This window comes from Burkholderia sp. AU27893 (assembly GCF_002223205.1).
In the GTDB taxonomy this organism is placed as follows: Bacteria; Pseudomonadota; Gammaproteobacteria; order Burkholderiales; family Burkholderiaceae; genus Burkholderia.
Genome location: NZ_NKFD01000002.1, coordinates 428,326 through 455,006, shown reverse-complemented (window position 1 = coordinate 455,006; position 26,681 = coordinate 428,326). Strand labels below are relative to the sequence as shown.

The window sequence follows — 26,681 nt, the reverse complement described above, 5'->3', positions numbered from 1 at the left end:
CGATGCGCGCGGCCGTGACGGCACGCGCTTCCGACGTTCAGTGCTGCGGCATCAGGTTCGCGCCGCGGCAAGCCGGCTCGGCCGCGGTACTCAGCCCGAGCAGCGTGAACCCGTTGCGCTCCTGGCGAATCTGCGCGTAGTGTCGCGCGACCGTTTCCCCGGTGGTGCCCGTCAGATCGAGTTCGACCTGAAAGCGATCCTTGCTGTCCGAGCAGCCGCGCACCGGGCCATACGCGAACCCCCTGCCGGCCACCTTGCTGGCCTTGTCGAACACCTGCCGGCCTCTCAGCGCGGCCGCTGCTGCGGCGGGTTCGCTCCATTCGCGCGCCAGCGCATCATCCGCCTTCAGCCATTCGTCGACGAAATCGCGGCCGTTGAGCGCGACGGGCTGTACGCGCTGCACAATGTCGCCGTCGACGCGGTAGCGGAAGATGCCCGGCCGCGTCATCACGTCGCTGTCCATCGAGCCGACCGTCGCGCGCACCTCGAAGCCGTCGGGGCGCACCTTGAACCGGATCGGGTTGTCGTCGAGCACGTAGCTGTTCTCGGAATGGAACACGGCGCGTTGCGCGGTCGAGCCGCTGGCGGGCGCGATCACGTCCGCGGCGAACTGGCTCCAGCGCGACGCGCACGACGACGTGCCGTGGACGACCGCAACCTGTCCGCCGGGCAGCGCCGAGAACCAGAAGCCGCTGCCATACGCGCCGCCGATGTCCTTGTAATCGTCGGCCTGCCAGCGCAGCACGCGCCGCCAGCCGCCGTTTTCCCATGCGTAAGCGGTCAGCAGATTGTCGTCGCCGCATGCGATGTCGAAGCCGGCGCGCACGAACAGCAACGGACGGGACGTGCCGCCGCGCTCGACGTCGATGTCCGGGTTGCGGCCGAACGCCGATTCGCCGTCTTTCGGCTGGAGGGGCCGCGCCGGCACGCCTAGCGCGGCCGCGAGCGTGCGTTTCAGAGCGGCCGGGTCGACCTGCTCATCGCTGCACGCGAGCCGCGCATCGATCGTGCCGACGAGCGCCTGCTTGTACGCATGCAGTGCGTCGCGCAGCGGGGGCGGAATGTCGACGCCGCCGCCGTCGCTCGGCGGAAGACGGATCTGCCGTACGCGATGTTGAGCGTCGATGGCCGCGCGCGCGGCGGAGTCAGCGGCGGGGCAGGTGCCGGCGGCCGACGCGGCGACCGGCAGCAGGGAGAGCGCGCACAGCAGCGGCGCGCCGTATTTCAGCGTGAGGTTCTTCACTTGCGATGTGTTTTTCTGATTTTTTGTCGTTCGAACGGGGCATCGCTACGGCCGACGATGCCCCGGTGAATGGCTGCTACTGCCGTTGGCGCTCAACCCGCCGGTTCCTCCGCCTTCCAGTCCCCCGACTTCCCGCCGCGCTTCTCGCGCACGCTCACGTCGGTGATCACCATCCCGCGATCGACGGCCTTGCACATGTGTGGATACGGCTTGTGGCCTTGGGTGACGGCCTTTTGAATCAAAGACTTACTGCGTTCGATTCATTCGATCTTGTCCCACTCGGTTGATGAAGTGGGACAGCAGCGGGACGGATTTGGGACAACAATCGCGACCGCACTGTGCCGTAAGTTTACGCGATTGAACCGGTCGGACGGAAGTACATGTCGCGGCACGACATGGCATCTCTGATGCGATCCTGCGCCGAATTCTGGGGGATGCGCCGAAGCGTGGCGACGTGCTGCACCGGCATTACACGAGTCTCGATGCCCGAGATGTCGCAGGGCCGCTCGAACAGATTCAGGTGACTTTACTCTCGTCAGTTATCTCCTTCACGTAGAATTGACCATCCTGTTCGGACGTAAGGTCGAGATGCAACTGCTAAAGGACATCGTGACGTTGTTGAGCGACAAGGACGGTTCGCTGACGGATGCGCTTCTGAAGATGAAGGTTCTGCTGCACCGGATCGGACACAAGGAACTTGCCGATTGGGTTAACGACGAACTGAACGGATACGGCGACGGCAAGCCGGTACCCGCCTATCGCGTTGTTGGCGCACGATTGTTGGGAAACGTTCAGAACAGCGCGTGGCAGTTTTCCAAGCACGGACTACCAACCACGCATTTGCCGGACGACGTGCGCAAGAGTCTGTTGGAAGCCCCGTTGCGTGAATCGGTGGGTGTGCTCGAACAATTCGCGGCGAAGCCAGACACCAGTCTGTCGATCCCCATCCCACCAGAATTCAACAGTTTGCTTGGCAAGGCGATCCAAAATGCGTGGGTCACGAGTGCTTGGACGCAGATTGAAGCGACCCAAATTTTAAGTGTCCTGATCGAGATTCGGTCGCGCTTGTTGGATTTCGTGCTGAATGTGCAAGATCAACTTGGTGACGTGGCAGACGACAATATGAAGGAAGCGGCGAAAGGCATCGATGCTGCCGGGATGTTCGCATCAGCGGTGTTTGGTGACAACGCGACGGTCGTGATCGGGAATAGTAACGAAACCACGATTACGAACACCGTGACCAAGGGCGACTTCGCCGCACTGGCGAAAGCCTTCAAGGACACCGGCGTCGCCGAAGGGGATGTGGACGAACTGAAGGCCGCTGTAGACGATGACGATCCGAAGGCCGTAGCCGAAACGAAGCAATTCGGTCCGAAAGTGAAGGCTTGGATGGGGAAGATGTCCGAGAAGGCAATCAGCGGCGCGTGGAGTATCGGGATTGCTGCCGGTGGGAAGTTGCTGGCCGATGCCCTTGGGGGCTATTACGGCATCAAGTGACGATGGTCGTCAACGAAGTGCCGAACATAGTCAGATAACGCTTGCTCGTTGGCTTTCTTGACAGGAGATACCGATGACCCCGGAAGAACAACGCGCCGAAGAACAAGCCGCTCTTGAGCGTGAGCGTCAGGCATTTGAACGGCGGCAGAAAGCCTTCATCAGTGTCACTAGGCAGTTTCTCCCACACGGATCGGGAAATCCGTCCTCCGACGACCTGAACGAACTAGATGCAGCAGATGCTGAATGGCGCGCGGCTGATGCGGAGATGCAGCGCATCGGCGAAGAGATTCGGACAGGCAAACGACGGTAGAGCGACCAGCGGTGATAGATCAGATACAGTCCGAACTATTGGACACCATCAACGACGTTGACGCGTTCCGCATCTTGGTTGCGGACCTACACGATGATCTGGTGGGTAAGGTCGCGCGGTTCCGGCAGCTTGCGGACCTTTCTGTTGCGCTCGGTTCATTGGGGACATTGATGCCGGGTGGCGAGACGGCTTCTGCCGCGTGGACGGAAGCACGGTCTAGCTTTGTTCATGGCAACTACGTTGCGACTGTATTGCTGTGTCAAGGTCTCGCCGAACATATGCTTGCCGCATACCTTACTATCGGCCTCGATGCAGAAGAGTTACCGGACCGCGTGTCATTCAACGACACATTGAAGCGATGCGTGTCGCGTGATGTCATCTCCGCGCAGGATGCCGACGATCTGCGTCGTCTCATGAATCTGCGCAACCCGCTGACGCACTACCGTTCAATCGATGATCCCTCGAATCTCTCGGCGTGTCTTGAACAGTATGATTCCGGCAGAGACTCACTTACTTACCGATGCCACCTTCGCGATGAGTATGGCGATTCGGTTGCTGGCGCTACCGGCGTTCCGATTGGGTGACTAGTATTCCAACCAACGGTGAGATTGGCCCGTGGCGTTGCCATCACTTACGGTGTCAGTGCTATGGTCGATGTCCCGCACCGTTGGACATGCACCGAAGCGCGGTGATGTGTGACACCGGCATTACATCAGCCTTGATGCCCGCGATCTTGCAGGGCCGTTGGAAGAGATTGAGGCGGCGTTGCTGACGTGTGCTTCGTGATTTCGTCAGGTGTCGAGGGATTGGCCGAAAGGCATAATGTCTACGATGCCACCCTGATTCGATTGCCACGATGAAGAAGTCACGCCGCGCAAAACCTGAGCAGCCGGGCATCGCCTTCGAGAAGGTGGTTGCCGCGATTCAGTCGCAGATCGATCCACAAGCTACCGTGACGCACAGCGAATTTCTGATCGACCGTCTCGGCCAAAGGCGGCAGTTTGATGTCGTTGTGCGGGGAACGTTCGCTGGTCAGCAGATGTTGGGCATCATCGAGTGCAAGGATTTGGGCGGCAAGGTTGGAACGCCGGACGTTGACGCGTTCGTAACGAAGGCGCACGACATCAATGCCAATTTCAAGGTGCTGGTATCGCGTCGGGGCTTTACCAAACCCGCACTTGCGAAATGTGCACATTATGGCGTTCAGGCGCTTTCGCTGATTGACAACGACCCCGCGAACAGAAATTTCTTTATTGGTACACGGTGGGAAGCAGACGTTATCCGATGGGGACGGCTCTCGTTATCGCTCCATTTTGTCAATGAACCAGCACAACCTGTCCACTTCGACGCGGGAAATGTCACCATTGCTGGGAAGAGGGTGATCGACTGGTTCACAAACTATCTTCTCGATAACACAGCGGAAGTCTCAGGCTTCGGATGGGTAGTGAACTTCCGGGGAGTGTTCGACAAACCACAGACAGTCGTGGTGCGTGCTGGCGAAGAATATCAATGTTCCGCGATCTCGTTTGCGGCGGAGCGGGTTTGCCAACAGCTTGAACGATACGTTGGCATTAGCGGAACCGGCTTCTATAGCTGGCTTGAACAAAAGGCTACGTTTCCGCCCGGTACGCAAATTCTGATGGATGCTGTCCCTATGGATTTCGCGCAATGGCAACCGCGTGGTAGTGAGCAAAGGCCAACGTCCGGATTCTTGGAAGTTAAACTGGAAGTCCATTCCATGTTTGATCGGGTTGCTGACACGATTCAACTGGATGCGCTGTAGGCTGCGCAAACTACGAGGATCGAGTTATGCAAAAAGGCACGATTGGGCGCTTCCTTTGGCACTGGCTTCGATATGCAATTCGAGATGCCGTTGCGCAAGCATTCGGATGGCCGACGTTGCTGAGTGCGGCCGTTCTCGGCTACATATTGCCGAAGGTCGGAATTGGTGACATCCCCAATCAAATCGCCAACAATCTTGCTATTGCAGCGGTCAGTTGGGCCATCGGGTTTATCGTATATCTGTTCGCAGCTTGTCTGAAGGCTTATTGGCGCATCGTTCCCCTCACCTTATCGATTACCGACGACGTGCGGTCGCCTGATTTTACCTTCAACGATCAGTTTCGGGGCTACAGCGTGGCGACTATCGTGCAGAACCGGTCGGACGTGCACTGGAACTGCAACGCGTATGTCATGAATGCCCCGCAGCACGATGGTTCGACCGGTCCGCGCTTCATCGAAAAATTTGACCTGCCGCCGAAGGCGAAGAAAACGGTATTCGTTGCATACTGGTTTTCGCGTGAACCGCCCCACGCCGACGACAAAGACATCAGATTGAGTGGTCCGACCGGATCAGGCTTTGGCGGCAATATGTGCTGGGTTTCGGGGACGGCAGCAAGGCTTCACGTTCGAGTTCATCCCCAAGATGGGGGCAGCAAGGACATTTACTGTCGGGTATGGATCGACACCGCCACCCGTCAATTGAGAGCGCAACAGTTGCCGGAGTGATGCTGTGCAACGTTAGGATATAGCGCCATGCTTCGATTTAGCACATCAGTGACAATGCCTCTGGGGACAATTGCGGTATCCTATTGATTAGTCCGGAGCAAACTTTTAACTAGACCAAAGGCGTTCAATATATTGACTCGCCTTAGGAACTTTATGCCGGACGCCAAGGGAATCTTCAACCCATAGCGTTTTGAGAAAAAGATCATCGTCTTCAGGGTGAAACTTGATAGTATCATCCTTGTTAAAAGTATGTTCGTACCGCTCATGCTCTCCCAAACGCAAACCACCGGTTTCGCGGGAAAGGTATTCTGCGCTCCACTTTCCGGCTGCGTCAGCGCCACCGATGAGGCGAAGAATGACAGGGCGTCGGCCTACGTTCACCATAGCGACGACTATTCGATTAGGGCCGTAATTGGAGGCCGGAATGAACTTGCCGGAAACAGTAAGTCTCGCGCGGTCACGAAAGGCAACGTGTGCAGAAACGCACAAGCTGACGAATGAAACGGCGAAGGCTGCGGTAGACATGTATTCGGCAAAAGTCGGCATGATTCCAAACTAGCACAGGTAAATGGCACGATAAGGTCAATCTTACGTCGACCCTGGGTTCGCAGGCCACGCTGGGTTGGCGTCTTTGGTGGTGTCTGCGACTGTCGACAACAATACTAGTCTGCCACGCGCAACGGGTGGCGCATTGCAACGGCAAGGACCGTGACCGGAACAACCAGCCCAACCATTGGTCAACAGTTGTGCCTGCGGAGTCGTTGCATACCTTCGACTGAGGTCGGTGGCTGGTGACGTGGTTACCGTGTAGCAACGGGAATCGTAGTACGGTCACCCGTTACAATGAAACCGCAACCAGTAGCCTCCACTACCAACGGTGGTAGGGTATTGGAATGGGTGCATCGTCACCCGTCTCACAACCAATCGTCGTGCTAGATCACTACTAATCTCGACACGGGTCGAGCTATGATTGTATTGGTCAGATAACCGTCTTCGATTTTCTGACCAATATAACCACAACTTATGATTGAAGCGTTGAGTACATCACTGTTTCTCAGCATCGCCGGAGGCGACCTTCTTTGAATTGATCCACTCAACAAGACGCTTTCGCTCAGTGAGTGGGTTGATGGCAAATCCACAATCGAGCTTTCCAAGTACGGGGACTCTTTGGAAATACAATGATTCTTCGGCGATGTAGTCCTTCTTTCTTGAATGTGCGATGAACTGAAAATCTGTAGCGAAGGTTTGCCTATTCGCTAATATTCCATACTTGTACAGCCAATTCTCAAGGGTTTTTCGCTTTGATGATCGATCTGTTATATCAACGTGTGGGTACACCCACGCAATCCAGCGATTGATTGCTGTTTCCAGATCAATGATGAGTCCGCCACGTGTGTTTCGTAGTCCGAGGATGTAAAGGATGAAGTATCGCTTTTCATCTGGTAGCGGCTGAACAACCGATTGCGCTCGAATCGTTCGAAGTGATGGTGATGGTGTAATATCGATCCCAAGATTTCGAACTTGATATTTTGTGAAAAGTTCGCCAGTCTCCATATCTACCCACTGAGAAGGTTCGGCATAGATTATGGTGTCTGATCCCTTCGGACGTTTCCATCCTGCTTTTTTCAGTTCCTTATCTCGAATTGGGGTAAAGTTCCATGAGAAAGGTTCAAGTTGCGGTTCGTTATTTTGACGCGATGAATCTGCTTGATCTGATATTGTGCAATCAGATGCGTCAGTTTTGCTGGCTTCTGACAAAGCTTCGTATTCTTTGGTACTGTAATGCATGCGTTCTGGGTTGTGTGATGTCGACGCTCCGCTATCAGTTTTCCGACTTGAAGGGAGATGCCCCTGCACTGACTCGGATGTTGCTCCAAATTTTGAGCTATCGGGCTTCGAAAAGCTTCGGTAATACCGGAATTTTTAATCTTGGAATCCCTTGCTGGTAAAGGGATTGCCATTTTTCTTAATGATTGTAATGGAGATGATGGGAAGTTGAATCTTGATCTTCGAGTTGTTAGTCCCTGTTGATGTAAAGAAATCGGGCGGCGTGACGATCCGAGCGCAGCGAGGATCGGCAAAGACCGTCGGACGCGCAGCGGGCGACGGATGTGTTCGTTAACGAGGACTCGTCGGGACTGGTTTTTTGCCGAATTTCCACGTGATCACTGAACAAGCAGCTTCGGCCTGTGGCCTTAGTAGTTGCTGGACTACGTGGACTTCATCCCTGACACCTGCTATGCGCAGGTGGTTCGCTCCCGGTGGTCGCTCACGGGATCATTTCTTTATATCGATGATGAATCGACCTGACGAATGAGGACTGATTGGTTTACCTGCTGCGTCCAATATTCATCGGTCAGCATTCGGCTTGTTTCCTGCATTTCATTGCCCCGATGTGCCCCGATGTGTTCCGATTTGCCTTATATTGCGCAATTGATCATCTCCGAACTTCGACCTGACATCAACTGCGGCTACTTCGTGCAATCGAAATCAGAGACGACGTAGAACTTGATTGATGAACAGAAACTGGCCGCTGCGCGGCCGAACGTTGCCGCCCCTCGCTACGCTCGGGCCGTCAAGTTCTACTGGTCGATGTGACGTGCAGATACCTAACTGCTTCCTACCTCAGCGAATTAATGAGGTCCGGCCGAATTCCTCGTTCATCGACCGATTCTGCTCGCACTCATCGCGACCTACGGCCTTGTACGTGTGCTGTTCGATGACACGGCAATCCATGACCTGCCGGTGATTGCGGATCAGTAGCCTGATCGGGGTAATCGCGAAGCCCAAGGCCAACAAGTGCGCCTGTGCTGGAACGATCAGACAACAAGAGGGGGGGCTTTACGAAAACTGCGGAGGAATCGCAGTCATAGAACAACAGGGGGAGTCAACTTGCTGCACTAGTCCAAGCCGGTGCGACAAATCGAAACCATATTATATCACGAATAGGCACCTTCCGTCCATTCAGGCAGTGCGGCCACTTGCATTCCTCGGTGCAGTCGCCGGGAGTGCCGCAAGGCGGGCGGCGCGACCGGTGGTCGCTGATTACCTCAATCGCTGGTGTTGGATGGGTGTACATCAGGCGAACCGGTCTAAAGGTGGTTCGATAAATGGCTGGACATAACCCATATCAGACTGTTAATATTCGAACCACTCAAAAAGAACTGATCGGGGTGTTTCATGTTCGTCCGTGCCTACCTTCGTGCTTCCACAAAAGAACAAGATGCCAGTCGGGCGAAAAATGACCTGATCGAGTTCGCCAAGGAACGTGGACTTCAAATCGCAGCTTTCTACGTCGAACATGAATCGGGGGCATCGCTTCATCGTCCCGAACTCTTCCGGTTGCTGTCGGACTGCCACGAAGGCGACATCCTGTTGATTGAACAGGTGGATCGCCTCTCACGCCTGAATGGCGATGATTGGGCGAAGCTGAAGGCAGAACTTCAGTCACGTCGGATTCGGGTTATCGCTCTGGACTTGCCGACATCATGGATGTTGACTGCCGCTGCGGACGACATCACAGGCCGGATGATGGATGCCCTGAATTCAATGATGCTGGACATGCTGGCAGCAATCGCTCGCAAGGATTACGAGGACCGGCGACGCCGACAGAAGCAAGGTATCGAGAAGTTGAAGGCTGAGGGCGGCTATCGCGGTCGTAAGCCCGACGATCAACGGAATGCGGGGATCATTTCGATGCTACGTCGTGGCGACAGTTGGAACACGATCATCGCGGCGACCAAGTGTTCCAGGTCCACCCTGTCGAGGCTATCGCGGCAGATCAAGGAAGAGGCAACGGCTGAGGCAATCTCATAGCTCCGCTTCGTTCATCAGTTCGGTCATCGTCATCCCGAGTGCATCGGCAATACGCTTTAGCCTGAGAACAGCGACATTGTTATCACCGCGTTCCACGCGTCCCAGATAACTCAAATCGACCTCGGCGGACAGCGCAAGCTGTTCCTGCGACATCTCGCGTTCTTTGCGAATGCGACGGATCGCTTGCCCAAGGGCGACAAGGGTCGGGTCTTGACGGTGACTGCTGAGGTTTGGCATCCCCCGAATCATTCGGATATGATGCGGCCACCACCACGGTACATGTACCTTATTCTATGAAGCCCTGCAATTGACCGTCATGGCCCAAGCGCCTACGCAGGGATTCACAACAATCCGGGGAATCCAATATGAAGAAATGCCCTTACTGCTACGAAGCTATACAAGACGAGGCTATTCGGTGTCGGCACTGCGGGGCGGACTTCGCCGCCGCCTTGGCAAGTGCGCGGGCAGCCGAAGCGGCACAGAAGGCTGAGGCGCGCGACAAAAGAGATGCAAAGGTAATTGGGTGGATCGTCGGACTTATCGGCGCGGCGATTTTCTGCGTCGTGGCCTTCTTTGCGGTCGGGTTACTGGGGCTGAAATACGGGGTTGTCGGCCTTGTATTTGCGCTCGCGTTTCCGTGGATCGGCATGCGTGCATTCGCGTTTGGGGCTGCCGTTCGACATGACATGAAGCCTGACATGATCATCGCGTCCAGCATGACCGATCTATACGCGCAAGAGATGAAGCTTGAAGTGGGGCCGCCGTTGTTCATGGCTGCCGTGGCGTTTGTCGGTACTGCGTGCCTCTTGGCGGCGATTCTTTACGGCATTCATCGAATCGACGGTGGTTCGGTGCATCATGCTGACGCAGAGTCGGCGGTGGCTACCATCACCGGGGCAGCAACTGGACATGGGGCATCGATTGCATCCCCGGTGGCAACTGCCTCCTCTACTGGCGAGGGTGCAGATGCGGCTAATGCGGCGACGCGAGTTCAATCGACCGTGGAGACGGCTGACAATCAACGGGCCGGTGCGTCAACTCCTGTGAGTGCTGACACAGGCGGAGCGAATGCAGCGTCTGGCGTTGAAACTGCCGGAAATTCCCTGTCTGCCACTGCGGTGATTCAGGCGAGCTTCGATTGCGGTAAAGCTGTATCAAAGATCGAGAAGCTGATCTGTTCGACGCCGGAAACTGCCGACGCGGATCGCCGGCTGAACGCTGCTTATTCCGCTGCACGCGCGAAAACGAACGATCCAGTTGGCCTGAAAGATGATCAGCGCCAGTGGTTGAAGAAGCGCAGCGCATGCGATGACGCGGCGTGCCTGCTGAATGTGACCCAAGTCCGAATCCAGAGGCTGTCCGCAATGTAGCGGTACTGAGATGCGATTAGCTGATGCTGAATCTCGGCATTAACGGAGAACCGCCCTATGGTGAAAGCCTGACGGCGGTTTTTCTCTTTCGTGGCCCGGTGTTGGACGCGGGTCCGGTACAGTGACATGTCCACGGTGGATCAGATGAACAATAGTGAAGGGTATCTCGGACTGCGCCCATTTGCGGACGCGCGGATCGGCGGGCTTATCGGCTTGTTGGTCGGGGACGCCTTGGGCGTGGCGTTTGAATTCAAGACGCCGAACCTGCTTCCGCCACGTGACATGATCGAAATGATCCCGCCCACCGGATACCGGCGTTCGCATGCCGGTGTACCTGTCGGCACATGGTCCGATGACGGGGCGCAGGCGCTTTGTCTGCTTGTTAGCCTTCTGGAACGCGGGCGATTCTCGCTGATCGACTTCTCAGACAGATTGGTGCGCTGGCTTGACGACGGGTACATGGCCGTCGATGGTGATGTGTTCGACTGCGGTGTCCAGACCGCGAATGCCTTGAATCGGCTGCGCGATGGTGTGTCACCTCGCGAAGCAGGGGGCGCATCCGAACGAGATAACGGGAACGGTTCACTGATGCGAGTTCTGCCGCTGGCCCTGTGGCACACCGGTCCCGACGACGCACTGGTCCATGACGCGCATCTCCAATCGTTGCCGACTCATGCACATCCCCGGTCGCTTGTCGCGTGTGCGTTCTACTGCTTGGTAGCACGTGGATATTTGTCGGCGACTGCTGATCCTTGGACATGGGCCGATCAGCGTCTCGAAGAGGTGTACAACGTCTGGTCCGATGAGCGCGAACGTGGCGGGTTGCTGATTGAACTCGATGTGCTGAGACGATTTCCGAAAACCGATCAGCCGAGCGGAACCGGCTATGTGCTGGATACCATCTGGTCGGCCCGAAAGGCGCTGGAAGAGGATACATTCGAAGACGTTGCCCGAACCGCGATCCTGTTCGGCCACGATACGGACACGACGGCAGCCGTCGCGTGCGGGTTGGCGGGAATCAAGTTCGGTGTCGAAGGAATACCGGCCAGATGGTTGGCGCAGTTGCGAGGATTCGAGATCATGGACCCGATGCTTGGTCGGCTGACAGAGAGCCGAAGGGAGGATGCTGGTGCGCATTGAATGGGTAGGCAGATACAAGCTGTCGTTCGACTGCAATCAGTTTGCAGTCGAATGTCCCTTGGGAACCGATAAATTTTCCGGCCTCGCGACATCTCGCTTGCCGAAGCTATACATCGTCAGCGTCGATGATCGGCCGATATACGTTGGAATCACCAAGCAATCGGTACGGAACCGGCTGCGTCTGGGGTGGAGCGCGTCAGGAGAGAATGGGTACCACGGCTACGCGTGGCGGCATGAGTTGTCGGCGGCCTGCTTGGATATATGGTGTCACCGTGATCCGCCGGAGAGCGATCCGTGCTTGGACATCGAAACCATTGAGGCCGAAGTAGTCTACTTGGTTCGACAGGCCGGTCAGTGGCCGAAATTCCAGACTGAGATTCACTTCCATCCGTCGAGTGCTGACCATCGACGATGGGCTTCGACTATCGCGGAGCGGTACGTTCTGAAGTCGACGGCGCCACTCTCCCCGATGGTGGACTGATGAAACGCCTCTTCGAGATTGGTTTCGCTCCTGTTGGCTGTTGGCGACTGCGAGACGGAATTCTTTTCCTTGAGCTTACGGACAAGGTAGATCATGCGAACGTCCTGTATGCCTTTATCAGTGGCGACGACGTGCTGTATGTCGGGAAGACGACCAAGACATTGCGTGGCCGTCTTGCCTCATACCTGAAACCTAGCGAGTCGCAGCGTACCAACACGCGGAACAACGGAGCAATTCGAGACTTGCTGTCTGCCGGTCAGGATGTCGATATTCTCGCGCTCCCGGACCTTGGCTTGCATCGCTACGGAGAGTTCAAGATCAACTTCGCTGCGGCGCTCGAAGACAGCATCATTAAGACGCTGTCGCCGCCGTGGAACGCGATGCGTAGCAAGGGCACGAAAGACGATGGAGGTGACGAGGGCCAGCCCGAGTTTGATGCCGATGATGCCGCGTCGGAAATTGATGCCGAAATGTCCGCGACTGCTCCGACGTTCCAGTTCATTCTACAGCCGACGTACTACAAGAACGGGTTCTTCAACGTTGCCGTTGAGAACCAGTATCTATTCGGACCACAAGGGTCTGGGATCGACATCTACTGTGGCCCTGAGAAGATACTCGTTCAGGGGAGATTCGACAGGACGACAAACACCAACAGCACGCCGCGTGTTTATGGATACGCGCCGTTGAGGGACTGGTTTCAGGCGAATTTCGAACAGATGCAACCGGTAACAGTGAGAGTTGTCGGTCCGGCATCAATCGAACTGGCATCATTGTGACTACTGGCGCGAGCAAATGATATTGCCGTCGATCCGCTCCTTTCAATAACGCTCTCCAGCCATGTTTAATGTGCTCATCGACACCAGCGTTTGGTTGGATCTTGCGGCAGACGCGAAGCAGACCCCTTTGCTAGACCTGCTAGAGGGTCTTCTCTCGGATGGACGGGTGACGCTGCTAGTACCACGCATTATTGTCGATGAATTCCATAAGAACCGTGGCCGGGTCGCCAAATCAAGCGCGAGGAGCCTTTCGGCGCACTTCGATCAAGTGAAGAGCGCCATCCGTAAGGCTGACGGTGATAAGCGGCAAAAGGGCCGAGTGCTGGACTACCTGTCCGACTTGGATCACCGCATACCCATCTTGGGTGGTGCCGCAGAAAGCGTACTGACGCGGATCGCTGCGGTCCTGTCAGCATCAGCCATCATCGAAGAAAGCGATGCGGCGAAGCTTCGGGCGGCAGACCGGGCGCTGCAACGAAAGGCACCGTGCCATCATGAGAACAAGAACTCGATGGCCGACGCCGTGCTGATCGAAACGTACTTCGAGTGTGTACGGACGATGGGTGGCGCGGGACAGAGGTTCGCCTTTGTCACACATAACAAGCACGACTTCAGCATCACCAACGGCAATCAGAAACTGCCACACCCTGACTTGGCCGGTTCGTTTTCGAAGATCAAGTCAATGTACTTCATCAACTTGGCCGAATGCTTGCGGCGCATCGACCCTATGCGCGTTACCTATGCGGTGTGGGAGCAGGAGTGGGACCAAGAGCCGAGAAGTCTTACGGAGATGTTAGACGCTATAGACCGGCTGACAACGCAAGTTTGGTACAACCGACACAAGTACCTTGCTTGGCAGGTTGAAAAGGGCAAACATAAGATCGTCAGTCGCGAGGAATGGACCGAAAAGAGGCTGAACGGCCAGACTCATACCGTCGAGGAAATTTGGAAGGGTGCACTGAAGGCGGCGAAGAAGGCGGAGCGAAAGCTAGGTGCAGGTAACTATGGGCCTTGGACCGACTTCGAGTGGGGCATGATTAATGGGAAGCTGTCCGCGCTTCGATGGGTGCTCGGGGACGAGTGGGACTTCTTGGATACCTGACATCATCCCTTGTCAATATGGATTGACCAATGAATGAACCTGCAAATCAGCAAAAGCGGCTTAGGCATGAAGTGTGGGCGCAGCTTTTTCTGTGTGACGCAGATTCGGAGCGCCTTCGAAAATTCATGATGGATAGGTTTGGCATGCGATCAAGGTGCATCGTGGGAAAGATGCATATAACCGTCTATCATGCAAGACGTCTCATGAACGATCTGGAACCTACGGTCGAGTCCGTGCGTATAGTGCTTCCTGCCAGCGAGACTCGCTTCATGGTTATGGCTCCTGGTGGAGAGAATCCGCGCCCCAACCTGATTCCTGGTCAGAGAAAGGTAGGCATTAGAGTGCAACGCAGGAGCGTCGCTATGCCGCTCATACTTGGCCTGCGTGAGCGTTTGCTGAAATATGAGACCCCGGACGTGCTGGGCTCTCGTCGACCAAGCACGCACCGAACGAATGCCTTTGGGGCTCGCAGCTTTCAACCGCACATGACAGTGCTACGCGCTGGCAGTGGTGTGGACCACGATCTGACTACGTTGGGTAACCCCTTCCGCGAACACGTCGGCGACCTGACCTTCGACCGATTTGAGATCGATGTTGTACGAAGAGAGTAGGCGGAATCAGGTTGTGCCTGACCGGTCTCGGCTCGGTAGATCGAGCCGCATTTGCTCTGTGGCCCACCGCTTGTCCAGCAAGATCGCGATTCCATCGGGCAAAACACCGGCCCCCTCAGCAAATCGGCGTTCCGACAAATATCTCGCGATAGAGTTGAACTGACGATTTTCCAGCATCGTCAATACCTTAGTTGGCAGGCCGACCGATATCCCGAGTTCGTCAATCACGCCAAACCGGAACTCATCGCCAGCGATTGAAATCTGCTTTGGGTTGGAGTGGATCGCTCGTACTGTGTACGCGTAGTACCGCTCGAAGGCGAGGTCAATATTGCCCTGAAAATCGGGCGCGTCGTCGTCGTAGTCGTCGGGATCATCTACCGAAAATTCAAGGTCAGGTGAGAAGAACGCTTGGACTGCAACGCGAACAAACGGGAAACGACCGTTGATCGTCCGAAGCTGTCGGGTTTGTAATTTTGCGGCAGCCGCTGCATCCGGGCTATGGCGATTTGTCCGGCCTTTTGCTTCTACGACGGCCCACTCCATTCTTCGATTGAGACCGATCAAGTCCGGTGCTGACCTGCCAATGAGCGTTGCCGAGCCGCCTAAAGACTGCAACATCGACAAGTGAAAGAGCCACGGTACATCCAGCACATCAGCGGCGACAATTTTTGCCGCCATCATCCCGAGAAAGTAAGAGACAAACCCCTTCTCGGTAGGGTCTAACGATTCGTAATAGCTGGATTTGTAGTAGCGGCCAGTGCCTTCACGAAGGTTCGCGTACACCATGTGGCTCCGCACGATAATGTCACTGACGGAGTGCCAACCGTGATTGGTGAGGAACGAAAAGCCCGGTTTCCCCACTGTTATCGCAGCCCAAACCAAGGTGGGCCATGGTGCCGTAAGGGGGTGCCTACCGTTGAAATTTGCACCCCAAGATGGGCCGAATGCAGACCGCTTGCAGAAGATGGTTGTCATTGATGTATCTGGTTCGATGTTTGTTTTGCGAGCAAATATTGAGAAGTTGCAACGCCGGGTGCATCGGAACACTCGATGCCGGTGACCATCGCCCCGCTTACCGGGCGTCTTCGCATGTTGTCATCATGCGAACGATCTTACCGTTCAAGCACCGATCCAGTGCGGCCAAGCCATCGCTGGCAGGAGTAGCATCAACACTCATCGCATCTCTGGGCACGTCTTTCAGGACATTTCCGATGGGTAGTCGCCAATCTTTCGGAAGATGATATTTCTTCGCAATGACTGCCCCGGCCTTTTGATCGGCGGCGTTGTCGTCCATGCCCTTGTCGATCAGCTTTTCATTCAGGTCCGAGAAATCGTCGTAGATGTTTACATCCTGCTGCGAGGAAAGGTGCGAAGCGTCTGCTTGCAACAGCTTCCACTTTTCCTTGTCGTCCCAGACGGAATGGCTGGGGTCTGGGCTGTAGTATGCATGTGCGACTTCCCGGAATCTGTCGCCGCGAGATTGCCTAACTTCATTGCGACGCACTGAAACTTCAACTGAATCCGCGCCGAACGTCGCCACCTTCTCCGCAATCGCAGTCGCGGTTGCAGCCCACTGTGACGCTGATCCGCCATTCACGCCGACTTCTACCTTGGCGACCTTAAGATTGTTCTGAAACATATCGCTCAACGATGCGCCTTCGATGGTGAACGGGAGAGCGGCGACTGTTGGCTGATTCGTATTGGATACAGGTGTCCCCATAGTTGGCTGGTCGGACTTCCCACACGCACTCAAAATTCCAATAGCTGCGCACATCAACGTCAATGTCCTCATGGTTCCCCGAGATGTGGTTATGTGTCGATATGCAATTGTAAGGTGTGTTGCAAGAACCTATGTTCGGCGACAACACCTATAGATCGAGGTTACTGCTGCCGCTAACCTATTCGAGCTATCTCCTTTAGCGAGATGGCTTACAAAATGAATGAGCTACGGGGAATGCTATGCGATGGATCAAATCGATAACCGCTCTTGCGGTGGTTAGTTTGTTTTCGGGTTGCGCCTATAACGTGCAAGTGTCGTCCCAATCAGGGGCGGCTGAAGTAATGAGTACCAAGGTCAAGCAGGACAAGGCGTATGTGGTGTTCAGCGACAACCTTGCGACTGCCGGGAAGGAGGTGAAGCCGGGGTTCCAGTGCGGCGCTCATCGATACCCCATGTATATCGGGGAGACCCTCGAAAATTCCTTGTCGAAGACGGTTGAGGCGGCCTTTCCTCACGCAGTCAGGAATGGCGGTGCAATTCCCACATTGGGTGACGGACTGGTTTTCAAGTTCGATCTCGCTGAGTTCGATCCGCGCGTCCGTTTTACCCCCGGCTTCTTCGTTCCAACAGCGGATGCGAACGTAGACATTGCAATCCGCGCCCGTGTGTCTGACAAGGCTGGCAAGGAACTGATTGCGACTACGTTCCGGGGGCAAGGGCATTCAAGTCAAGACGGGTCTTGTGGCGTCGGTGCCGACGCGCTGGCGGACGCTGGACAGAAAGCCATCGCTAATGCGATGGAGAATTTCGTAGACAAGGTCATCAATACTGGCATTCTTGACGCGTCAACGACGACCACAGCAGCCAGCAAATAGCTATTCGACAGGCTGTCTCCCTTGTTCGGGAGACAGCCGTTGCACCAAATGAGGCGTGGCGCATGAGACTCATGGGTACGCCGCATGTCACTGCCGTCATCCGAGCTTATGTGCTAAATCAGTTGCGGACGGATGGTAGTACCGCTTCAACATCGCCAAACTGCGATGGCCCGAGACAGCGGCGAGTTCAATGACATTCGGCAGCTTCTGCGCCATCCGTGTGATGGCTGTATGCCGTAGGTCGTGCCAGTGGAAGTCCACGATTCCTGCCCGCGCACATGCTTTCCGTAACGCTGCATGCAACGTGAGTCCCTTAACTGGAATGACCCGGCCATCGATGGATCGCGGCAACGCTGCCAACGTAGCGACAGCTTTCTTGGATAGCGGAACCGTCCGTGCTGTGCCGTTCTTGGTCATCGGTAAATGTGCCGTCTGTGCTTCGAGATTGACGTTCGACCACCGAAGTTCGACCAGTTCGCCGCGTCGCATCCCGGTTTCTAAGCTCAGGATCGTTGCTGGAAGCAGCCAAACATTGATGCGGCCAACCGGGACCAGTTCAGCAAGAAGCCGTGTCTCTTCTTCTGCGGACAGTACCCGGTCCCTGCCTTGCGGGGCGGTTGGTTTGCGGATCAATGCGATGGGATTGGGGATGTTGATGTCCCACTCGCGACGAGCGTGGTTGATGATGGCCGACAGGAACGCCAGTTCCCGAATCACGGTCGCTGGTTTCACTTGCTTCAGCCGTTCGTCCCGGTAGGCCGCGACTGCCTTGGGCGTCAGTGCCGCCATGCTGAGTTTTGCCAGCGTGTTGCGGCAGGTGGCACGAAGCCGAATGATTGCGTCAGGGCCGCTACGTTGCGTCGGGCATACGTCGGCGATGTAGAGGTTGATGATGTCTTCGAGCGTGTTTGCTTCGGCCTCACTGCGACTGACGAAGCTTCCGCGATCCATCTCCGTTTCGACGGATCGCGCCCATCGCTCTGCATCGGCGCGAGTGTTGAAAGTTTTTGCTTCGTCGGCGAATCCTCTACGTCGAACTCGGACTTGCCATTTCCCGTCTCGTTGGCGAATTGAAGCCATTCCAGTCTCCTGTGGGACAGGAGTGGGACAAGATCGATTTTTCGTATGCCAGCAGTCAGATTCGAGGCGATTGCGTCAGACGAAGGTGATGCCGGGGTGGTCGATTTGGCATCGAGGAAAGGGCTTATAAAACAACCTCTTAGTCTTCCGCCTTCCAGTCCCCCGACTTCCCGCCGCGCTTCTCGCGCACGCTCACGTCGGTGATCACCATCCCGCGATCGACGGCCTTGCACATGTCGTAGACGGTCAGCAGCCCGACCTGCACGGCGGTCAGCGCTTCCATCTCGACGCCGGTGCGCCCGAACGTCTCGACCTGCACAACGCAGTGGACGCCCGGCAACGCGTCGTCGAGTTCGAACTCGACGGCCACGCGCGTCAGCGCGAGCGGATGGCACAGCGGGATCAGGTCGGCCGTGCGCTTGGCGCCCTGGATGGCCGCGATGCGCGCGACGCCGAGCACGTCGCCTTTCTTGGCCTTGCCGTCGCGGATCAGCGCGAACGTGGCCGGCAGCATCCGGATCGTGCCGCGCGCGATCGCGATGCGTTGGGTTTCCTGCTTGCCGCCGACGTCGACCATGTGCGCATGGCCGGCGGCGTCGAAATGGGTGAGTCCTGACATGTCTTCCTCTAGTGGAACGGCGGGCGCGAGCACGTCCCGCGATCGCGCATCGCGATTGGCCTGATCATTGCACCCCGTCTCTGCGCCCCGATCCGATCCAACGGTTCAACGGGCGCCTATCATAGCAGTGGCATTCTCGGCGCCGGGTGTGCAGATGGCGCCGATGCCGCACGGGACAGTCACGCTGCCGCCGGTACAATGACCCGAATATTCAGACCAAACGCCGCGATGCGCGCCGGGCGCGCGGGACGGCGTCGCTTTCATCCTGCCATGCGTGTCAAACAGTTGCTTGCCGTGTCGCTGTCGGTGGCGCTCGCATGGCCGCCGAGCGGCCATGCGCAGAGCGCGTCCGCGCCGCCGCTCGAATCGGCGGCCGGCGGCGCGCGGTCGATTTCCACCGTGCCGTCCGGCATCGCGGCCGGCGTGTTCGGCACGTACGGCGGTGCGGAGAGCCGGTTTTCGGACGCGGGCGGCGCGTCGGCGCCGGCCGCGAGCCTGCGCGCGCCGCTTCGCGCGCTGGAGCTGCCCGACCTGGGCGACGGCTCCGGCGGTTCGCTGACGCCGCAGGCCGAGCGCCGGCTCGGCGAGCGCGTGATGCGCGAAGTGCGGCGCGATCCCGACTATCTCGACGACTGGCTCGTGCGCGACTACCTGAACGCGATGGCGGCGCGGCTCGCGGCCGCGGCGGCCGCGCGCTTCATCGGCGGCTACACGCCGGACTTCGACCTGTTCCCGGTGCGCGATCCGCAGATCAACGCGTTCTCGATGCCGGGCGGCTTCATCGGGATCAACAGCGGCCTCGTCGTCACGACACAGACGGAGTCGGAACTCGCGTCGGTGGTCGGCCACGAGATGGGGCACGTGCTGCAGCGGCACATCGCGCGGATGATCGGTGCGAACGAGAAGACCGGCTATACGGCGCTCGCGACGATGCTGCTCGGCGTGTTGGCCGGCGTGCTCGCGAGAAGCGGCGACCTCGGCAGTGCGATCGCGGTGGGCGGGCAGGCATATGCGGTGGACAACCAGCTGCGCTTCTCGCGTTCGGCCGAGCGCGAGGCCGATCGCGTCGGCTTCCAGCTGCTCGCGGGCGCGGGCTATGACCCGTACGGGATGCCGGGCTTCTTCGAGCGGCTCGACCGCGCGTCGATGGGCGATGCGGGCGTGCCGGCGTACGCGCGCACGCACCCGCTGACCGGCGAGCGGATCGCCGACATGGAGGATCGCGCGCGCCGCGCGCCGTACCGGCAGCCGCGCCAGTCGCCCGAATACGGGTTCGTGCGCGCGCGGCTGCGCGTCCTGCAGAACCGCGCGCCGACCGACATCGCGGCCGAGGCGCGGCGGATGCAGTTCGAGATCGACGATCGCACCGCGCCGAACGTCGCGGCGAACTGGTACGGCATCGCACTCGCGGATGCGCTGCTCGGCGAGTACGACGCAGCCGGCAAGGCGCTCGCGTCGGCACGCAGTGCGTTCGACGCGCGCGAGCGGCGCGAGGACGATCCGGCGACGAGCTCGCCGAGTCTCGATGTGCTGGCCGCCGACATCGCGCGCCGCGCGGGGCGGGCCGACGACGCGGTGCGGCTCGCGGCGCTCGCGCAGCGGCGCTGGCCGGCGTCGCACGCGGCGATCGTCGCGCATCTTCAGGCACTGATCGCGGCGCGCCGCTTCGCGGAAGCGCAGGCGCAGGCCCGCGCGCAGGCGAAGGCCGACCCCGAGCAGCCGGACTGGTGGGACTATCTCGCGAAGGCGAGCGACGGCAAGGGTGACCTGCTGGCGCGGCGCCGCGCACTTGCGGAGAAGCTCGCGCTCGACGGCGCGTGGCCGTCGGCGATTCGCCAGCTGAAGGAGGCGCGCGACGCGAAGGACGTGTCGTTCTACGAGCAGTCGATGATCGGTGCGCGGCTGCTGGAATTCGAGGCGCGCTACAAGGAAGAGCGCGAGGACGAGAAGAACGGCCGCGGGTAGCGGCCGATACGCGGGAAGCGCGGCCGCTGCCGCTGCGGGTCAGTTGCCGCCGTCAGCCGTATTGCGGGCCTGTTGCGCCGGGCTGGCGACGTAGCCGAACCGCGCGGGCACGTCCGCACCGACGATGCTGCCGAGCGGCAGTGCGCGGCCGTCGCGCCAGTGCAGCACGGGCGGCGCGGCATCGAAATCCGCATGATCGGCGAACAGCCCGAGATCGTGATCGTGCAGCGCCGCGATGCGCGGCGGCGTGCCGGCCGCGCGAAACAGCACGCCGCCTGCGTCGTCGAGCCAGGCTTCGTCCGGTTCGAACGGCATGCCGGTCTGGTCGGTGAGCGTGAGCTGCCCGTCGCGCTCGGCGAGCCGGACGACCCACGGCGTATAGGCGAGCTCGACGTACACGCGCTGCGGCCCGTTCTGGAAGAAGCACTGGCCCTGCGCATCGCATTCGTAGTTGCGGCCGATGAACGCGTTCAGCGCCGCATGCCGGATCGGCGAGCCGAGTTCGCCGGCCGCCTGCGCCGCGTCGTCGCGCAGCCGCCATTCGCCGCGCCGGTCGAGCAGCAGCCAGCCGGTGCAGTGCGGCACGTTCGGCCATTTGGCGAGGGCCTGCCTGACGATGTCATCCATGGTCGACGAATTTGGAGCAATAGCCGAACACCCGCGCCGACAGCCAGTCGAGACGGCCGGGAAACGGCCCGGTCATGAATCCCGCGTGCCCGCCCGCCGCAGGCTGGTCGAGCTCGACGGCCGGCGAGACGTCGGCCGGGCCCGGTAGCGCCGATTCAGGCAGGAACGGGTCGTTGCGGGCGTTGAGGATCAGCGTCGGCACGTCGATCGCCGGCAGCAGCGGCCGTGTCGTCGCTTTGGTCCAGTAGTCGTCCGCGTTCGCGAAACCGTGCAGCGGCGCGGTCACGATCTCATCGAAGTCACGCATCGTCACGGCCTGCAGCATCGCTTCGCGGTCGAACAGCCCCGGGTATTGGTCGAGCTTCGCGAGTGCCTTGCGCTTGAGCGTCTTCAGGAAGCTGCGCGTGTAGACCATCGCAAAGCCTTGCGACAGCGCTCGCCCGCCGGCGTGCACGTCGATCGGCGTCGAGATCGCAGCGGCCGCCCGCAGGATCGACGTGTCGCTGCGATGCTCGCCGAGCCAGCGCAGCAGCACATTGCCGCCGAGCGACACACCGGCCGCGACGAGCGGCCCGCGATGCTGCGCGGCAAGCCGGCGCAGGATCCAGTCGACCTCGGCGCTGTCGGCGAGATGGTAGAAGCGCGGCTGGCGGTTGATCTCGCCGCTGCAACTGCGGAAATGCGGCACGACGGCGTGCCAGCCCTTCGCGCGCGCGGCGGCCATCATCGCGAGCGCGTAGTGCGAGCCGGAGCTGCCCTCGAGGCCATGGAACAGCACGAACAGCGGCGCATCGGGCCGCGGCGCCGCGCTATCGAGATGCGCGACCCAGTCGAGATCGATGAAGTCGTGATCGGGGGTTTCCCATCGCTCTCGTCGGTAAGCGACGACGGGACGCCGCGCGAACAGCGCGGGCACGATGGTTTGCGCATGGCTGTTGGGCAGCCAGCGTGGTGCGCGATAGCGCAGTAGGTCGTCGTCGGGGGCCGGGGCCCCGGTCAGCGGCGAGGTGGGCGGAGAAGCCGTACTCATGATCGCCCCGCGTATGCGTTGCTTCGTCTTTTCGTCAGTGCAGCGGACCCTGCCCATGACGGATCTTCGCGGCGAATTGTCCGGCCGCCTGTTCGGGAATCGGGCTCGCGTGAATATGCGCGATACGCCACTCGCCACGCTCGTGAATCATCACGTACGTCGCGAACACCATGTCGGGTTCGGCCGTCAGGTCGGCCTGCTGATGCGCTTCGGCGATCGTATAGACGACCGTGCCGAGGCTGTCGTACACGCGGATGTCGAGCGGCTCGATCGTCACGGGGCGGGTGGCGAGCCGGTTGGCGAGCCCGCTGCGGATCTGGTCGAGGCCGTGCAGATGCTCGCCGTCCGCCCATACGCAGCTGGCGAAATCCTCGTCGATCCACAGTCCCAGCAGCGCGTCGAGATTGGCATCGGCGACGGCCTGGTAGTAGGCGTTCAGCGTATCGGCGGCGGCTTCGAAGAGGCGGGCAAAACGTGGCATCGGGGTTATCTCTCGCGCGCGTCGCGCGCCGTATTCAGCACGGCGGCCCGGATGGAGCCGCCGTACACCGGTGAATCGGATTGCCCGGCGCGCCGTGCGACGCTGCCGGCCAGGGTCAGCGCTGCCCGACGAGCATGCCGCGCAAATCGCCGAATACCTGCTCGGGACCGAGTTCGCGCAGGCACTTCAGGTGGCCGAGCGGGCACTCGCGTTCGAAGCAGGGACTGCATTCGAGATGAAGCCATTGTACCTTCGCCAGGTCCGACAGCGGAGGGGTGTGGCGCGGATCGGTCGATCCGTACAGCGCGACGAGCGGCCGGCGTAGCGCGGCGGCAACGTGCATCAGCCCCGAATCGTTGGTGACCACCGCGTTCGCGCGCGCGATCAGCGCGCACGCCTCCGACAGCGACGTCTGTCCGCACAGGTTGCGCACGTTCGGCGCGTGGTCGGCGATTGCCTGCGCGGCCGCGGCGTCCTTCTGCGAGCCGAGCGCGACGATCTGCGTGTACGGGAACGACTGGTGGACGATGGTGGCGAGCGACGCGAAATGCTCGGGCGGCCAGCGCTTGGCCGGGCCGTATTCCGCGCCCGGGCAGAACACGACGAGCGGCTTGCGCGTATCGAGATTGAAACGGGCGGACACGCGTGCCGTCTCGTTGAGATCGGCGTCGAGGCGCGGCGCGGGCAGCGTCTTCATCGACTCGGGCAGCTTCGCGCCCGGTGCGTACGCGAGCGCCGCGTAGTGGGCCGTCATCGGCGGCCGCTCGCCCGATTTGTCCGGGTTCGCGTGCCGCACGTTCAGCAGCCCGTAGCGGTGCTCGCCCGTGTAGCCGACCCGCAGCGGGATGTTCGCGAGCCACGGGATCACCGCGGATTTCAGCGAGTTCGGCAGCACGTACGCCGCGTCGTAGCCGACGTCGCGCAGGTCGCTCGCGAGCTGCCAGCGGCGCAGCAGTTGCAGCTTGCCGTGCGCGAGATCGGTCGCGTAGACATCGTGGATCTCGGGCATCCGCTCGAGCACGGGCGCGACCCACGAGGGCGCGACGGCATCGATCGCGATGCGGGGATGGTTTTTCTTCAGCAGCGCAAAAAGCGGCTGCGCCATCAATGCGTCACCGATCCAGTTCGGTGCGATAACCAGCGCTCGACGCATCAGGTCGACTTCCGATGTCGTAATGAAGCACGGCGCCCAGGCGCCGCGTTCGGGTTGCCAGAATGGAGAACGGCGGCGCGCCGGCAATCCGGCTGCGCCGCCTGGGCGATCGGCGGGCCTGCATCAGCCTGCAGGCCCGGCCGGCGGGGCTCAGTGGCCCTTGACGACCTCGCCGTCACGCAGCTTGTAGCGCGTGCCGCAGTACGGGCAGCGTGCCTCGCCGTGCGAGACGTCGATGAAGACGCGCGGGTGGGCGCTCCAGCGCGCCATGGCCGGGTTCGGGCAGTACGCGGGAAGATCCTTGGCCGTCAGCTCGACCAGCGGCATTTCCTTGATTTCACTCATGAGACTTTCTCTTATCACTCTTTTGTGGGGCGGTCGGTGGCGCAGCGCGCTCAGACCTTCGTCAGCCAGTTCGCGTACTTCGCGTTCTTGCCCGACACGATATCGAAAAACGCCGACTGGAGCTTTTCCGTGACGGGGCCGCGCGCGCCGCTGCCGATCGTGCGGTTGTCGAGCTCGCGGATCGGCGTGACTTCAGCGGCCGTGCCGGTGAAGAACGCCTCGTCGGCCGTGTAGACCTCGTCGCGCGTGATGCGCTTCTCGATCACTTCGATGCCGGCGTCCTTCGCGAGCGTGATGACGGTATCGCGCGTGATGCCGTCGAGGCACGACGACAGGTCGGGCGTGTACAGCTTGCCGTTGTTCACCAGGAAGAAGTTCTCGCCGGAGCCTTCCGACACGTAGCCGTCGACGTCGAGCAGCAGCGCTTCGTCGTAGCCGTCGGCGGTGGCTTCCTGGTTCGCGAGGATCGAGTTCACGTACCAGCCCGACGCCTTCGCGCGCACCATCGACACGTTCACGTGGTGGCGCGTGAACGACGACGTCTTCACGCGGATGCCCTTCGCGAGGCCTTCCTCGCCGAGGTAGGCGCCCCACGGCCATGCCGCGATCGCGACGTGGATCGTGTTGCCCTTCGCGGCCACGCCGAGCTTTTCCGAGCCGACCCAGATGATCGGGCGCAGGTAGCACGACTCGAGCTTGTTCTCGCGCACGACTTCGAGCTGCGCGGCTTCGAGCGTTTCCCGGTCGAACGGCACGTCCATCTGGAAGATCTTCGCCGAATTCAGCAGACGTTTCGTGTGCTCGTACAGGCGGAAGATCGCGGTGCTGCCGTCGGCCGACTTGTACGCGCGCACGCCCTCGAAGACGCCCATGCCGTAGTGCAGCGTGTGGGTCAGGACGTGGATCTTGGCGTCGCGCCAGTCGATCAGCTTGCCGTCCATCCAGATCTTGCCGTCGCGGTCGGCCATTGACATAGATTTCTCCTGGGATGCGGTTGTATGCAGCGTTGAGCCGGAAAGACGCTTATTTTAGCGTCATTTGAAGGCGATCCGGTCGGTCGGCGCGGGGCCGGCGCTATAATCGCCCGGTACCGATTCCAATAACGACGGGTCGACCCGGCAGGAGGCGCCGGCGCCCCGACGAACCGCCCGCTGCGGCCCGCTTCCCATGCTCGCTCGATTGTCCGCCACCGACCGCTTCGCGCTGATCCAGGGCGCGCGCGACTATTCCCCGACGCTGATGGCGATTTTCTCGTGGGGGCTCGTCACCGGCATCGCGATGAGCAAGTCGGTCATGACGCTCTGGCAGGCGAGCGCGATGTCGCTGCTGGTCTACGCGGGCTCGTCGCAGCTCGCGGTACTGCCGCTCCTCGCGGCGAAGCTGCCGATCTGGACCATCCTGCTCACGGCCGCGATGGTCAATACGCGCTTCGTGATCTTCAGCGCCGGGCTTGCGCCCCATTTTTCCTACCTGCCGCTGTGGCGGCGCCTCGCGATCGGCTATTTCAACGGTGACGTGATCTACCTGCTGTTCCAGAAACAGGGCTTCGCGTACGGCCACGTGCCCGGCAAGGAAGCGTATTTCTGGGGGATGGCGCTCGCGAGCTGGCTGTCGTGGCAGGTGTCGTCGCTCGCCGGCATCCTGCTCGCGAGCTTCTTTCCCGCGAGCTGGGGGCTGGAACTGGCCGGCACGCTCGCGCTGATCCCCATCATGGTGTCGGCGGTCGCGAACCGCTCGACGCTCGCGGCCGTCGCGGTCGCCGGCATCGTGTCGCTCATCGCGTTCGACCTGCCATACCGGCTCGCGCTGCCGCTCGCGGTGCTCGCCGCGCTCGCGGCCGGCTGCACGGCCGATTTCTTCGTCGAGCGGGCCGACTGGCGGCGCATCCGCACCGAAACCGTGCACGAAAAGGAAATCGATTGACGTCCTCCG

27 protein-coding genes and 1 pseudogene are annotated in these 26,681 nt (G+C 59.7%); 13 read left to right on the top strand and 15 right to left on the bottom strand.

The annotated features are described in order from the left end of the window. Window positions 1–37: 37 nt before the first annotated feature. Window positions 38–1,228, bottom strand: coding sequence for a hypothetical protein (locus tag CFB47_RS15225; protein ID WP_089461825.1), 1,191 nt, complete (start codon window positions 1,226–1,228; stop codon window positions 38–40). A 107-nt stretch (window positions 1,229–1,335) separates the two neighbouring features. Then, a pseudogene (locus CFB47_RS41755) lies at window positions 1,336–1,440 on the bottom strand (cyclic pyranopterin monophosphate synthase MoaC); the annotation flags it as partial. 361 nt (window positions 1,441–1,801) lie between these two features. On the opposite strand from CFB47_RS41755, the gene CFB47_RS15220 reads away from it, so the two are divergent. The 5 genes from CFB47_RS15220 to CFB47_RS15200 all read left to right on the top strand — a co-directional run bounded on the left by CFB47_RS15220 (window position 1,802) and on the right by CFB47_RS15200 (window position 5,558). Next, complete coding sequence (locus tag CFB47_RS15220) at window positions 1,802–2,740, top strand: hypothetical protein (protein ID WP_256946696.1); 939 nt, start codon at window positions 1,802–1,804, stop codon at window positions 2,738–2,740. A 73-nt stretch (window positions 2,741–2,813) separates the two neighbouring features. Further along, window positions 2,814–3,050, top strand: coding sequence for a hypothetical protein (locus CFB47_RS40435; protein ID WP_143330836.1), 237 nt, complete (start codon window positions 2,814–2,816; stop codon window positions 3,048–3,050). A 38-nt stretch (window positions 3,051–3,088) separates the two neighbouring features. Beyond that, window positions 3,089–3,634: a hypothetical protein gene (locus tag CFB47_RS15210; protein ID WP_218829426.1), complete on the top strand. Its 546-nt coding sequence runs from the start codon at window positions 3,089–3,091 to the stop codon at window positions 3,632–3,634. A gap of 272 nt (window positions 3,635–3,906) precedes the next feature. After that, the gene (locus CFB47_RS15205) at window positions 3,907–4,833 is read left to right on the top strand and encodes a restriction endonuclease (protein WP_089461589.1); all 927 of its coding nucleotides are present in this window, start codon (window positions 3,907–3,909) and stop codon (window positions 4,831–4,833) included. 26 nt (window positions 4,834–4,859) lie between these two features. Then, a complete protein-coding gene (locus tag CFB47_RS15200) occupies window positions 4,860–5,558 on the top strand; it encodes a hypothetical protein (RefSeq protein ID WP_143330835.1) in 699 nt (232 codons plus the stop codon). A 105-nt stretch (window positions 5,559–5,663) separates the two neighbouring features. Here the strand turns inward: CFB47_RS15200 and CFB47_RS40430 are convergent, their stop codons facing one another. Together CFB47_RS40430 and CFB47_RS40425 are read right to left on the bottom strand one after the other, a co-directional pair. After that, the gene (locus CFB47_RS40430; protein WP_143330834.1) at window positions 5,664–6,104 is read right to left on the bottom strand and encodes a hypothetical protein; all 441 of its coding nucleotides are present in this window, start codon (window positions 6,102–6,104) and stop codon (window positions 5,664–5,666) included. Between the two features lie 498 nt (window positions 6,105–6,602). Beyond that, on the bottom strand, window positions 6,603–7,346 hold the full coding sequence (locus CFB47_RS40425; protein ID WP_143330833.1) for a hypothetical protein: 744 nt from the start codon (window positions 7,344–7,346) through the stop codon (window positions 6,603–6,605). Window positions 7,347–8,738: 1,392 nt separating this feature from the next. On the opposite strand from CFB47_RS40425, the gene CFB47_RS15195 reads away from it, so the two are divergent. After that, window positions 8,739–9,374, top strand: coding sequence for a recombinase family protein (locus tag CFB47_RS15195; RefSeq protein WP_089461587.1), 636 nt, complete (start codon window positions 8,739–8,741; stop codon window positions 9,372–9,374). Here the strand turns inward: CFB47_RS15195 and CFB47_RS15190 are convergent. Then, complete coding sequence (locus CFB47_RS15190) at window positions 9,369–9,611, bottom strand: helix-turn-helix domain-containing protein (protein ID WP_089461823.1); 243 nt, start codon at window positions 9,609–9,611, stop codon at window positions 9,369–9,371. The two genes, CFB47_RS15195 and CFB47_RS15190, sit on opposite strands and share 6 nt — an antisense overlap. Before the next feature lie 128 nt (window positions 9,612–9,739). On the opposite strand from CFB47_RS15190, the gene CFB47_RS15185 reads away from it, so the two are divergent. The 4 genes from CFB47_RS15185 to CFB47_RS15165 all read left to right on the top strand — a co-directional run bounded on the left by CFB47_RS15185 (window position 9,740) and on the right by CFB47_RS15165 (window position 14,243). Continuing rightward, window positions 9,740–10,744 carry a lysozyme inhibitor LprI family protein gene (locus tag CFB47_RS15185; RefSeq protein ID WP_089461586.1) on the top strand — a complete coding sequence of 335 codons (1,005 nt, stop codon included), beginning with the start codon at window positions 9,740–9,742 and terminating at the stop codon, window positions 10,742–10,744. A 126-nt stretch (window positions 10,745–10,870) separates the two neighbouring features. After that, complete coding sequence (locus tag CFB47_RS15180; protein WP_256946695.1) at window positions 10,871–11,884, top strand: ADP-ribosylglycohydrolase family protein; 1,014 nt, start codon at window positions 10,871–10,873, stop codon at window positions 11,882–11,884. Between the two features lie 411 nt (window positions 11,885–12,295). Next, complete coding sequence (locus CFB47_RS15170; protein WP_179258952.1) at window positions 12,296–13,141, top strand: GIY-YIG nuclease family protein; 846 nt, start codon at window positions 12,296–12,298, stop codon at window positions 13,139–13,141. A gap of 61 nt (window positions 13,142–13,202) precedes the next feature. Continuing rightward, window positions 13,203–14,243 (top strand): PIN domain-containing protein, encoded by a 1,041-nt coding sequence (locus CFB47_RS15165; RefSeq protein WP_089461584.1) that lies wholly within the window; start codon window positions 13,203–13,205, stop codon window positions 14,241–14,243. A gap of 617 nt (window positions 14,244–14,860) precedes the next feature. Here the strand turns inward: CFB47_RS15165 and CFB47_RS15160 are convergent. Then, window positions 14,861–15,640 carry a hypothetical protein gene (locus CFB47_RS15160; protein WP_089461583.1) on the bottom strand — a complete coding sequence of 260 codons (780 nt, stop codon included), beginning with the start codon at window positions 15,638–15,640 and terminating at the stop codon, window positions 14,861–14,863. Between the two features lie 286 nt (window positions 15,641–15,926). Beyond that, window positions 15,927–16,574 (bottom strand): hypothetical protein, encoded by a 648-nt coding sequence (locus CFB47_RS15155; RefSeq protein WP_143330832.1) that lies wholly within the window; start codon window positions 16,572–16,574, stop codon window positions 15,927–15,929. A 341-nt stretch (window positions 16,575–16,915) separates the two neighbouring features. Here CFB47_RS15155 and CFB47_RS15150 point away from each other — a divergent pair, with 341 nt between their 5' ends. Further along, window positions 16,916–17,449 (top strand): hypothetical protein, encoded by a 534-nt coding sequence (locus tag CFB47_RS15150; RefSeq protein ID WP_232517862.1) that lies wholly within the window; start codon window positions 16,916–16,918, stop codon window positions 17,447–17,449. Between the two features lie 96 nt (window positions 17,450–17,545). Here the strand turns inward: CFB47_RS15150 and CFB47_RS15145 are convergent, their stop codons facing one another. Together CFB47_RS15145 and moaC are read right to left on the bottom strand one after the other, a co-directional pair. After that, the gene (locus CFB47_RS15145) at window positions 17,546–18,529 is read right to left on the bottom strand and encodes a site-specific integrase (RefSeq protein ID WP_089461580.1); all 984 of its coding nucleotides are present in this window, start codon (window positions 18,527–18,529) and stop codon (window positions 17,546–17,548) included. Between the two features lie 139 nt (window positions 18,530–18,668). Then, on the bottom strand, window positions 18,669–19,148 hold the full coding sequence (moaC, locus tag CFB47_RS15140; protein WP_069248759.1) for a cyclic pyranopterin monophosphate synthase MoaC: 480 nt from the start codon (window positions 19,146–19,148) through the stop codon (window positions 18,669–18,671). Window positions 19,149–19,418: 270 nt separating this feature from the next. Between moaC and CFB47_RS15135 the strand changes: the two genes are divergently transcribed. Beyond that, on the top strand, window positions 19,419–21,113 hold the full coding sequence (locus CFB47_RS15135) for a M48 family metalloprotease (protein ID WP_089456854.1): 1,695 nt from the start codon (window positions 19,419–19,421) through the stop codon (window positions 21,111–21,113). 39 nt (window positions 21,114–21,152) lie between these two features. On the opposite strand, the gene CFB47_RS15130 is transcribed toward CFB47_RS15135, so the two are convergent. The 6 genes from CFB47_RS15130 to CFB47_RS15105 all read right to left on the bottom strand — a co-directional run bounded on the left by CFB47_RS15130 (window position 21,153) and on the right by CFB47_RS15105 (window position 25,723). Beyond that, window positions 21,153–21,740: a DUF2946 family protein gene (locus tag CFB47_RS15130; RefSeq protein WP_089461579.1), complete on the bottom strand. Its 588-nt coding sequence runs from the start codon at window positions 21,738–21,740 to the stop codon at window positions 21,153–21,155. After that, window positions 21,733–22,770, bottom strand: a complete 1,038-nt coding sequence (locus tag CFB47_RS15125) for a hydrolase (protein ID WP_089461820.1) — start codon at window positions 22,768–22,770, stop codon at window positions 21,733–21,735. The genes CFB47_RS15130 and CFB47_RS15125 overlap by 8 nt, the downstream gene beginning before the upstream one ends. Before the next feature lie 34 nt (window positions 22,771–22,804). Continuing rightward, window positions 22,805–23,251, bottom strand: a complete 447-nt coding sequence (locus tag CFB47_RS15120; RefSeq protein ID WP_006749968.1) for a nuclear transport factor 2 family protein — start codon at window positions 23,249–23,251, stop codon at window positions 22,805–22,807. A gap of 115 nt (window positions 23,252–23,366) precedes the next feature. After that, the gene (gene waaF, locus CFB47_RS15115) at window positions 23,367–24,404 is read right to left on the bottom strand and encodes a lipopolysaccharide heptosyltransferase II (RefSeq protein ID WP_039360609.1); all 1,038 of its coding nucleotides are present in this window, start codon (window positions 24,402–24,404) and stop codon (window positions 23,367–23,369) included. 150 nt (window positions 24,405–24,554) lie between these two features. After that, on the bottom strand, window positions 24,555–24,749 hold the full coding sequence (locus tag CFB47_RS15110; RefSeq protein WP_006749970.1) for a zinc-finger domain-containing protein: 195 nt from the start codon (window positions 24,747–24,749) through the stop codon (window positions 24,555–24,557). A 50-nt stretch (window positions 24,750–24,799) separates the two neighbouring features. Beyond that, window positions 24,800–25,723 (bottom strand): branched-chain amino acid transaminase, encoded by a 924-nt coding sequence (locus CFB47_RS15105; RefSeq protein ID WP_083265912.1) that lies wholly within the window; start codon window positions 25,721–25,723, stop codon window positions 24,800–24,802. Window positions 25,724–25,916: 193 nt separating this feature from the next. Here CFB47_RS15105 and CFB47_RS15100 point away from each other — a divergent pair, with 193 nt between their 5' ends. Further along, complete coding sequence (locus tag CFB47_RS15100) at window positions 25,917–26,672, top strand: AzlC family ABC transporter permease (RefSeq protein ID WP_089440927.1); 756 nt, start codon at window positions 25,917–25,919, stop codon at window positions 26,670–26,672. Window positions 26,673–26,681 lie beyond the last annotated feature (9 nt).

Coding starts and splice junctions, on each gene's coding strand:
- CFB47_RS40435 (WP_143330836.1), top strand. CDS start 2,814: ATGACCCCGGAAGAACAACGCGCCGAAGAACAAGCCGCTCTTGAGCGT.
- CFB47_RS15205 (WP_089461589.1), top strand. CDS start 3,907: ATGAAGAAGTCACGCCGCGCAAAACCTGAGCAGCCGGGCATCGCCTTC.
- CFB47_RS15200 (WP_143330835.1), top strand. CDS start 4,860: ATGCAAAAAGGCACGATTGGGCGCTTCCTTTGGCACTGGCTTCGATAT.
- CFB47_RS40430 (WP_143330834.1), bottom strand. CDS start 6,104: ATGCCGACTTTTGCCGAATACATGTCTACCGCAGCCTTCGCCGTTTCA.
- CFB47_RS40425 (WP_143330833.1), bottom strand. CDS start 7,346: ATGCATTACAGTACCAAAGAATACGAAGCTTTGTCAGAAGCCAGCAAA.
- CFB47_RS15195 (WP_089461587.1), top strand. CDS start 8,739: ATGTTCGTCCGTGCCTACCTTCGTGCTTCCACAAAAGAACAAGATGCC.
- CFB47_RS15190 (WP_089461823.1), bottom strand. CDS start 9,611: ATGCCAAACCTCAGCAGTCACCGTCAAGACCCGACCCTTGTCGCCCTT.
- CFB47_RS15185 (WP_089461586.1), top strand. CDS start 9,740: ATGAAGAAATGCCCTTACTGCTACGAAGCTATACAAGACGAGGCTATT.
- CFB47_RS15180 (WP_256946695.1), top strand. CDS start 10,871: ATGTCCACGGTGGATCAGATGAACAATAGTGAAGGGTATCTCGGACTG.
- CFB47_RS15170 (WP_179258952.1), top strand. CDS start 12,296: ATGGGCTTCGACTATCGCGGAGCGGTACGTTCTGAAGTCGACGGCGCC.
- CFB47_RS15165 (WP_089461584.1), top strand. CDS start 13,203: ATGTTTAATGTGCTCATCGACACCAGCGTTTGGTTGGATCTTGCGGCA.
- CFB47_RS15160 (WP_089461583.1), bottom strand. CDS start 15,640: ATGGTGTACGCGAACCTTCGTGAAGGCACTGGCCGCTACTACAAATCC.
- CFB47_RS15155 (WP_143330832.1), bottom strand. CDS start 16,574: ATGGGGACACCTGTATCCAATACGAATCAGCCAACAGTCGCCGCTCTC.
- CFB47_RS15150 (WP_232517862.1), top strand. CDS start 16,916: ATGAGTACCAAGGTCAAGCAGGACAAGGCGTATGTGGTGTTCAGCGAC.
- CFB47_RS15145 (WP_089461580.1), bottom strand. CDS start 18,529: ATGGCTTCAATTCGCCAACGAGACGGGAAATGGCAAGTCCGAGTTCGA.
- moaC (WP_069248759.1), bottom strand. CDS start 19,148: ATGTCAGGACTCACCCATTTCGACGCCGCCGGCCATGCGCACATGGTC.
- CFB47_RS15135 (WP_089456854.1), top strand. CDS start 19,419: ATGCGTGTCAAACAGTTGCTTGCCGTGTCGCTGTCGGTGGCGCTCGCA.
- CFB47_RS15130 (WP_089461579.1), bottom strand. CDS start 21,740: ATGGATGACATCGTCAGGCAGGCCCTCGCCAAATGGCCGAACGTGCCG.
- CFB47_RS15125 (WP_089461820.1), bottom strand. CDS start 22,770: ATGAGTACGGCTTCTCCGCCCACCTCGCCGCTGACCGGGGCCCCGGCC.
- CFB47_RS15120 (WP_006749968.1), bottom strand. CDS start 23,251: ATGCCACGTTTTGCCCGCCTCTTCGAAGCCGCCGCCGATACGCTGAAC.
- waaF (WP_039360609.1), bottom strand. CDS start 24,404: ATGCGTCGAGCGCTGGTTATCGCACCGAACTGGATCGGTGACGCATTG.
- CFB47_RS15110 (WP_006749970.1), bottom strand. CDS start 24,749: ATGAGTGAAATCAAGGAAATGCCGCTGGTCGAGCTGACGGCCAAGGAT.
- CFB47_RS15105 (WP_083265912.1), bottom strand. CDS start 25,723: ATGTCAATGGCCGACCGCGACGGCAAGATCTGGATGGACGGCAAGCTG.
- CFB47_RS15100 (WP_089440927.1), top strand. CDS start 25,917: ATGCTCGCTCGATTGTCCGCCACCGACCGCTTCGCGCTGATCCAGGGC.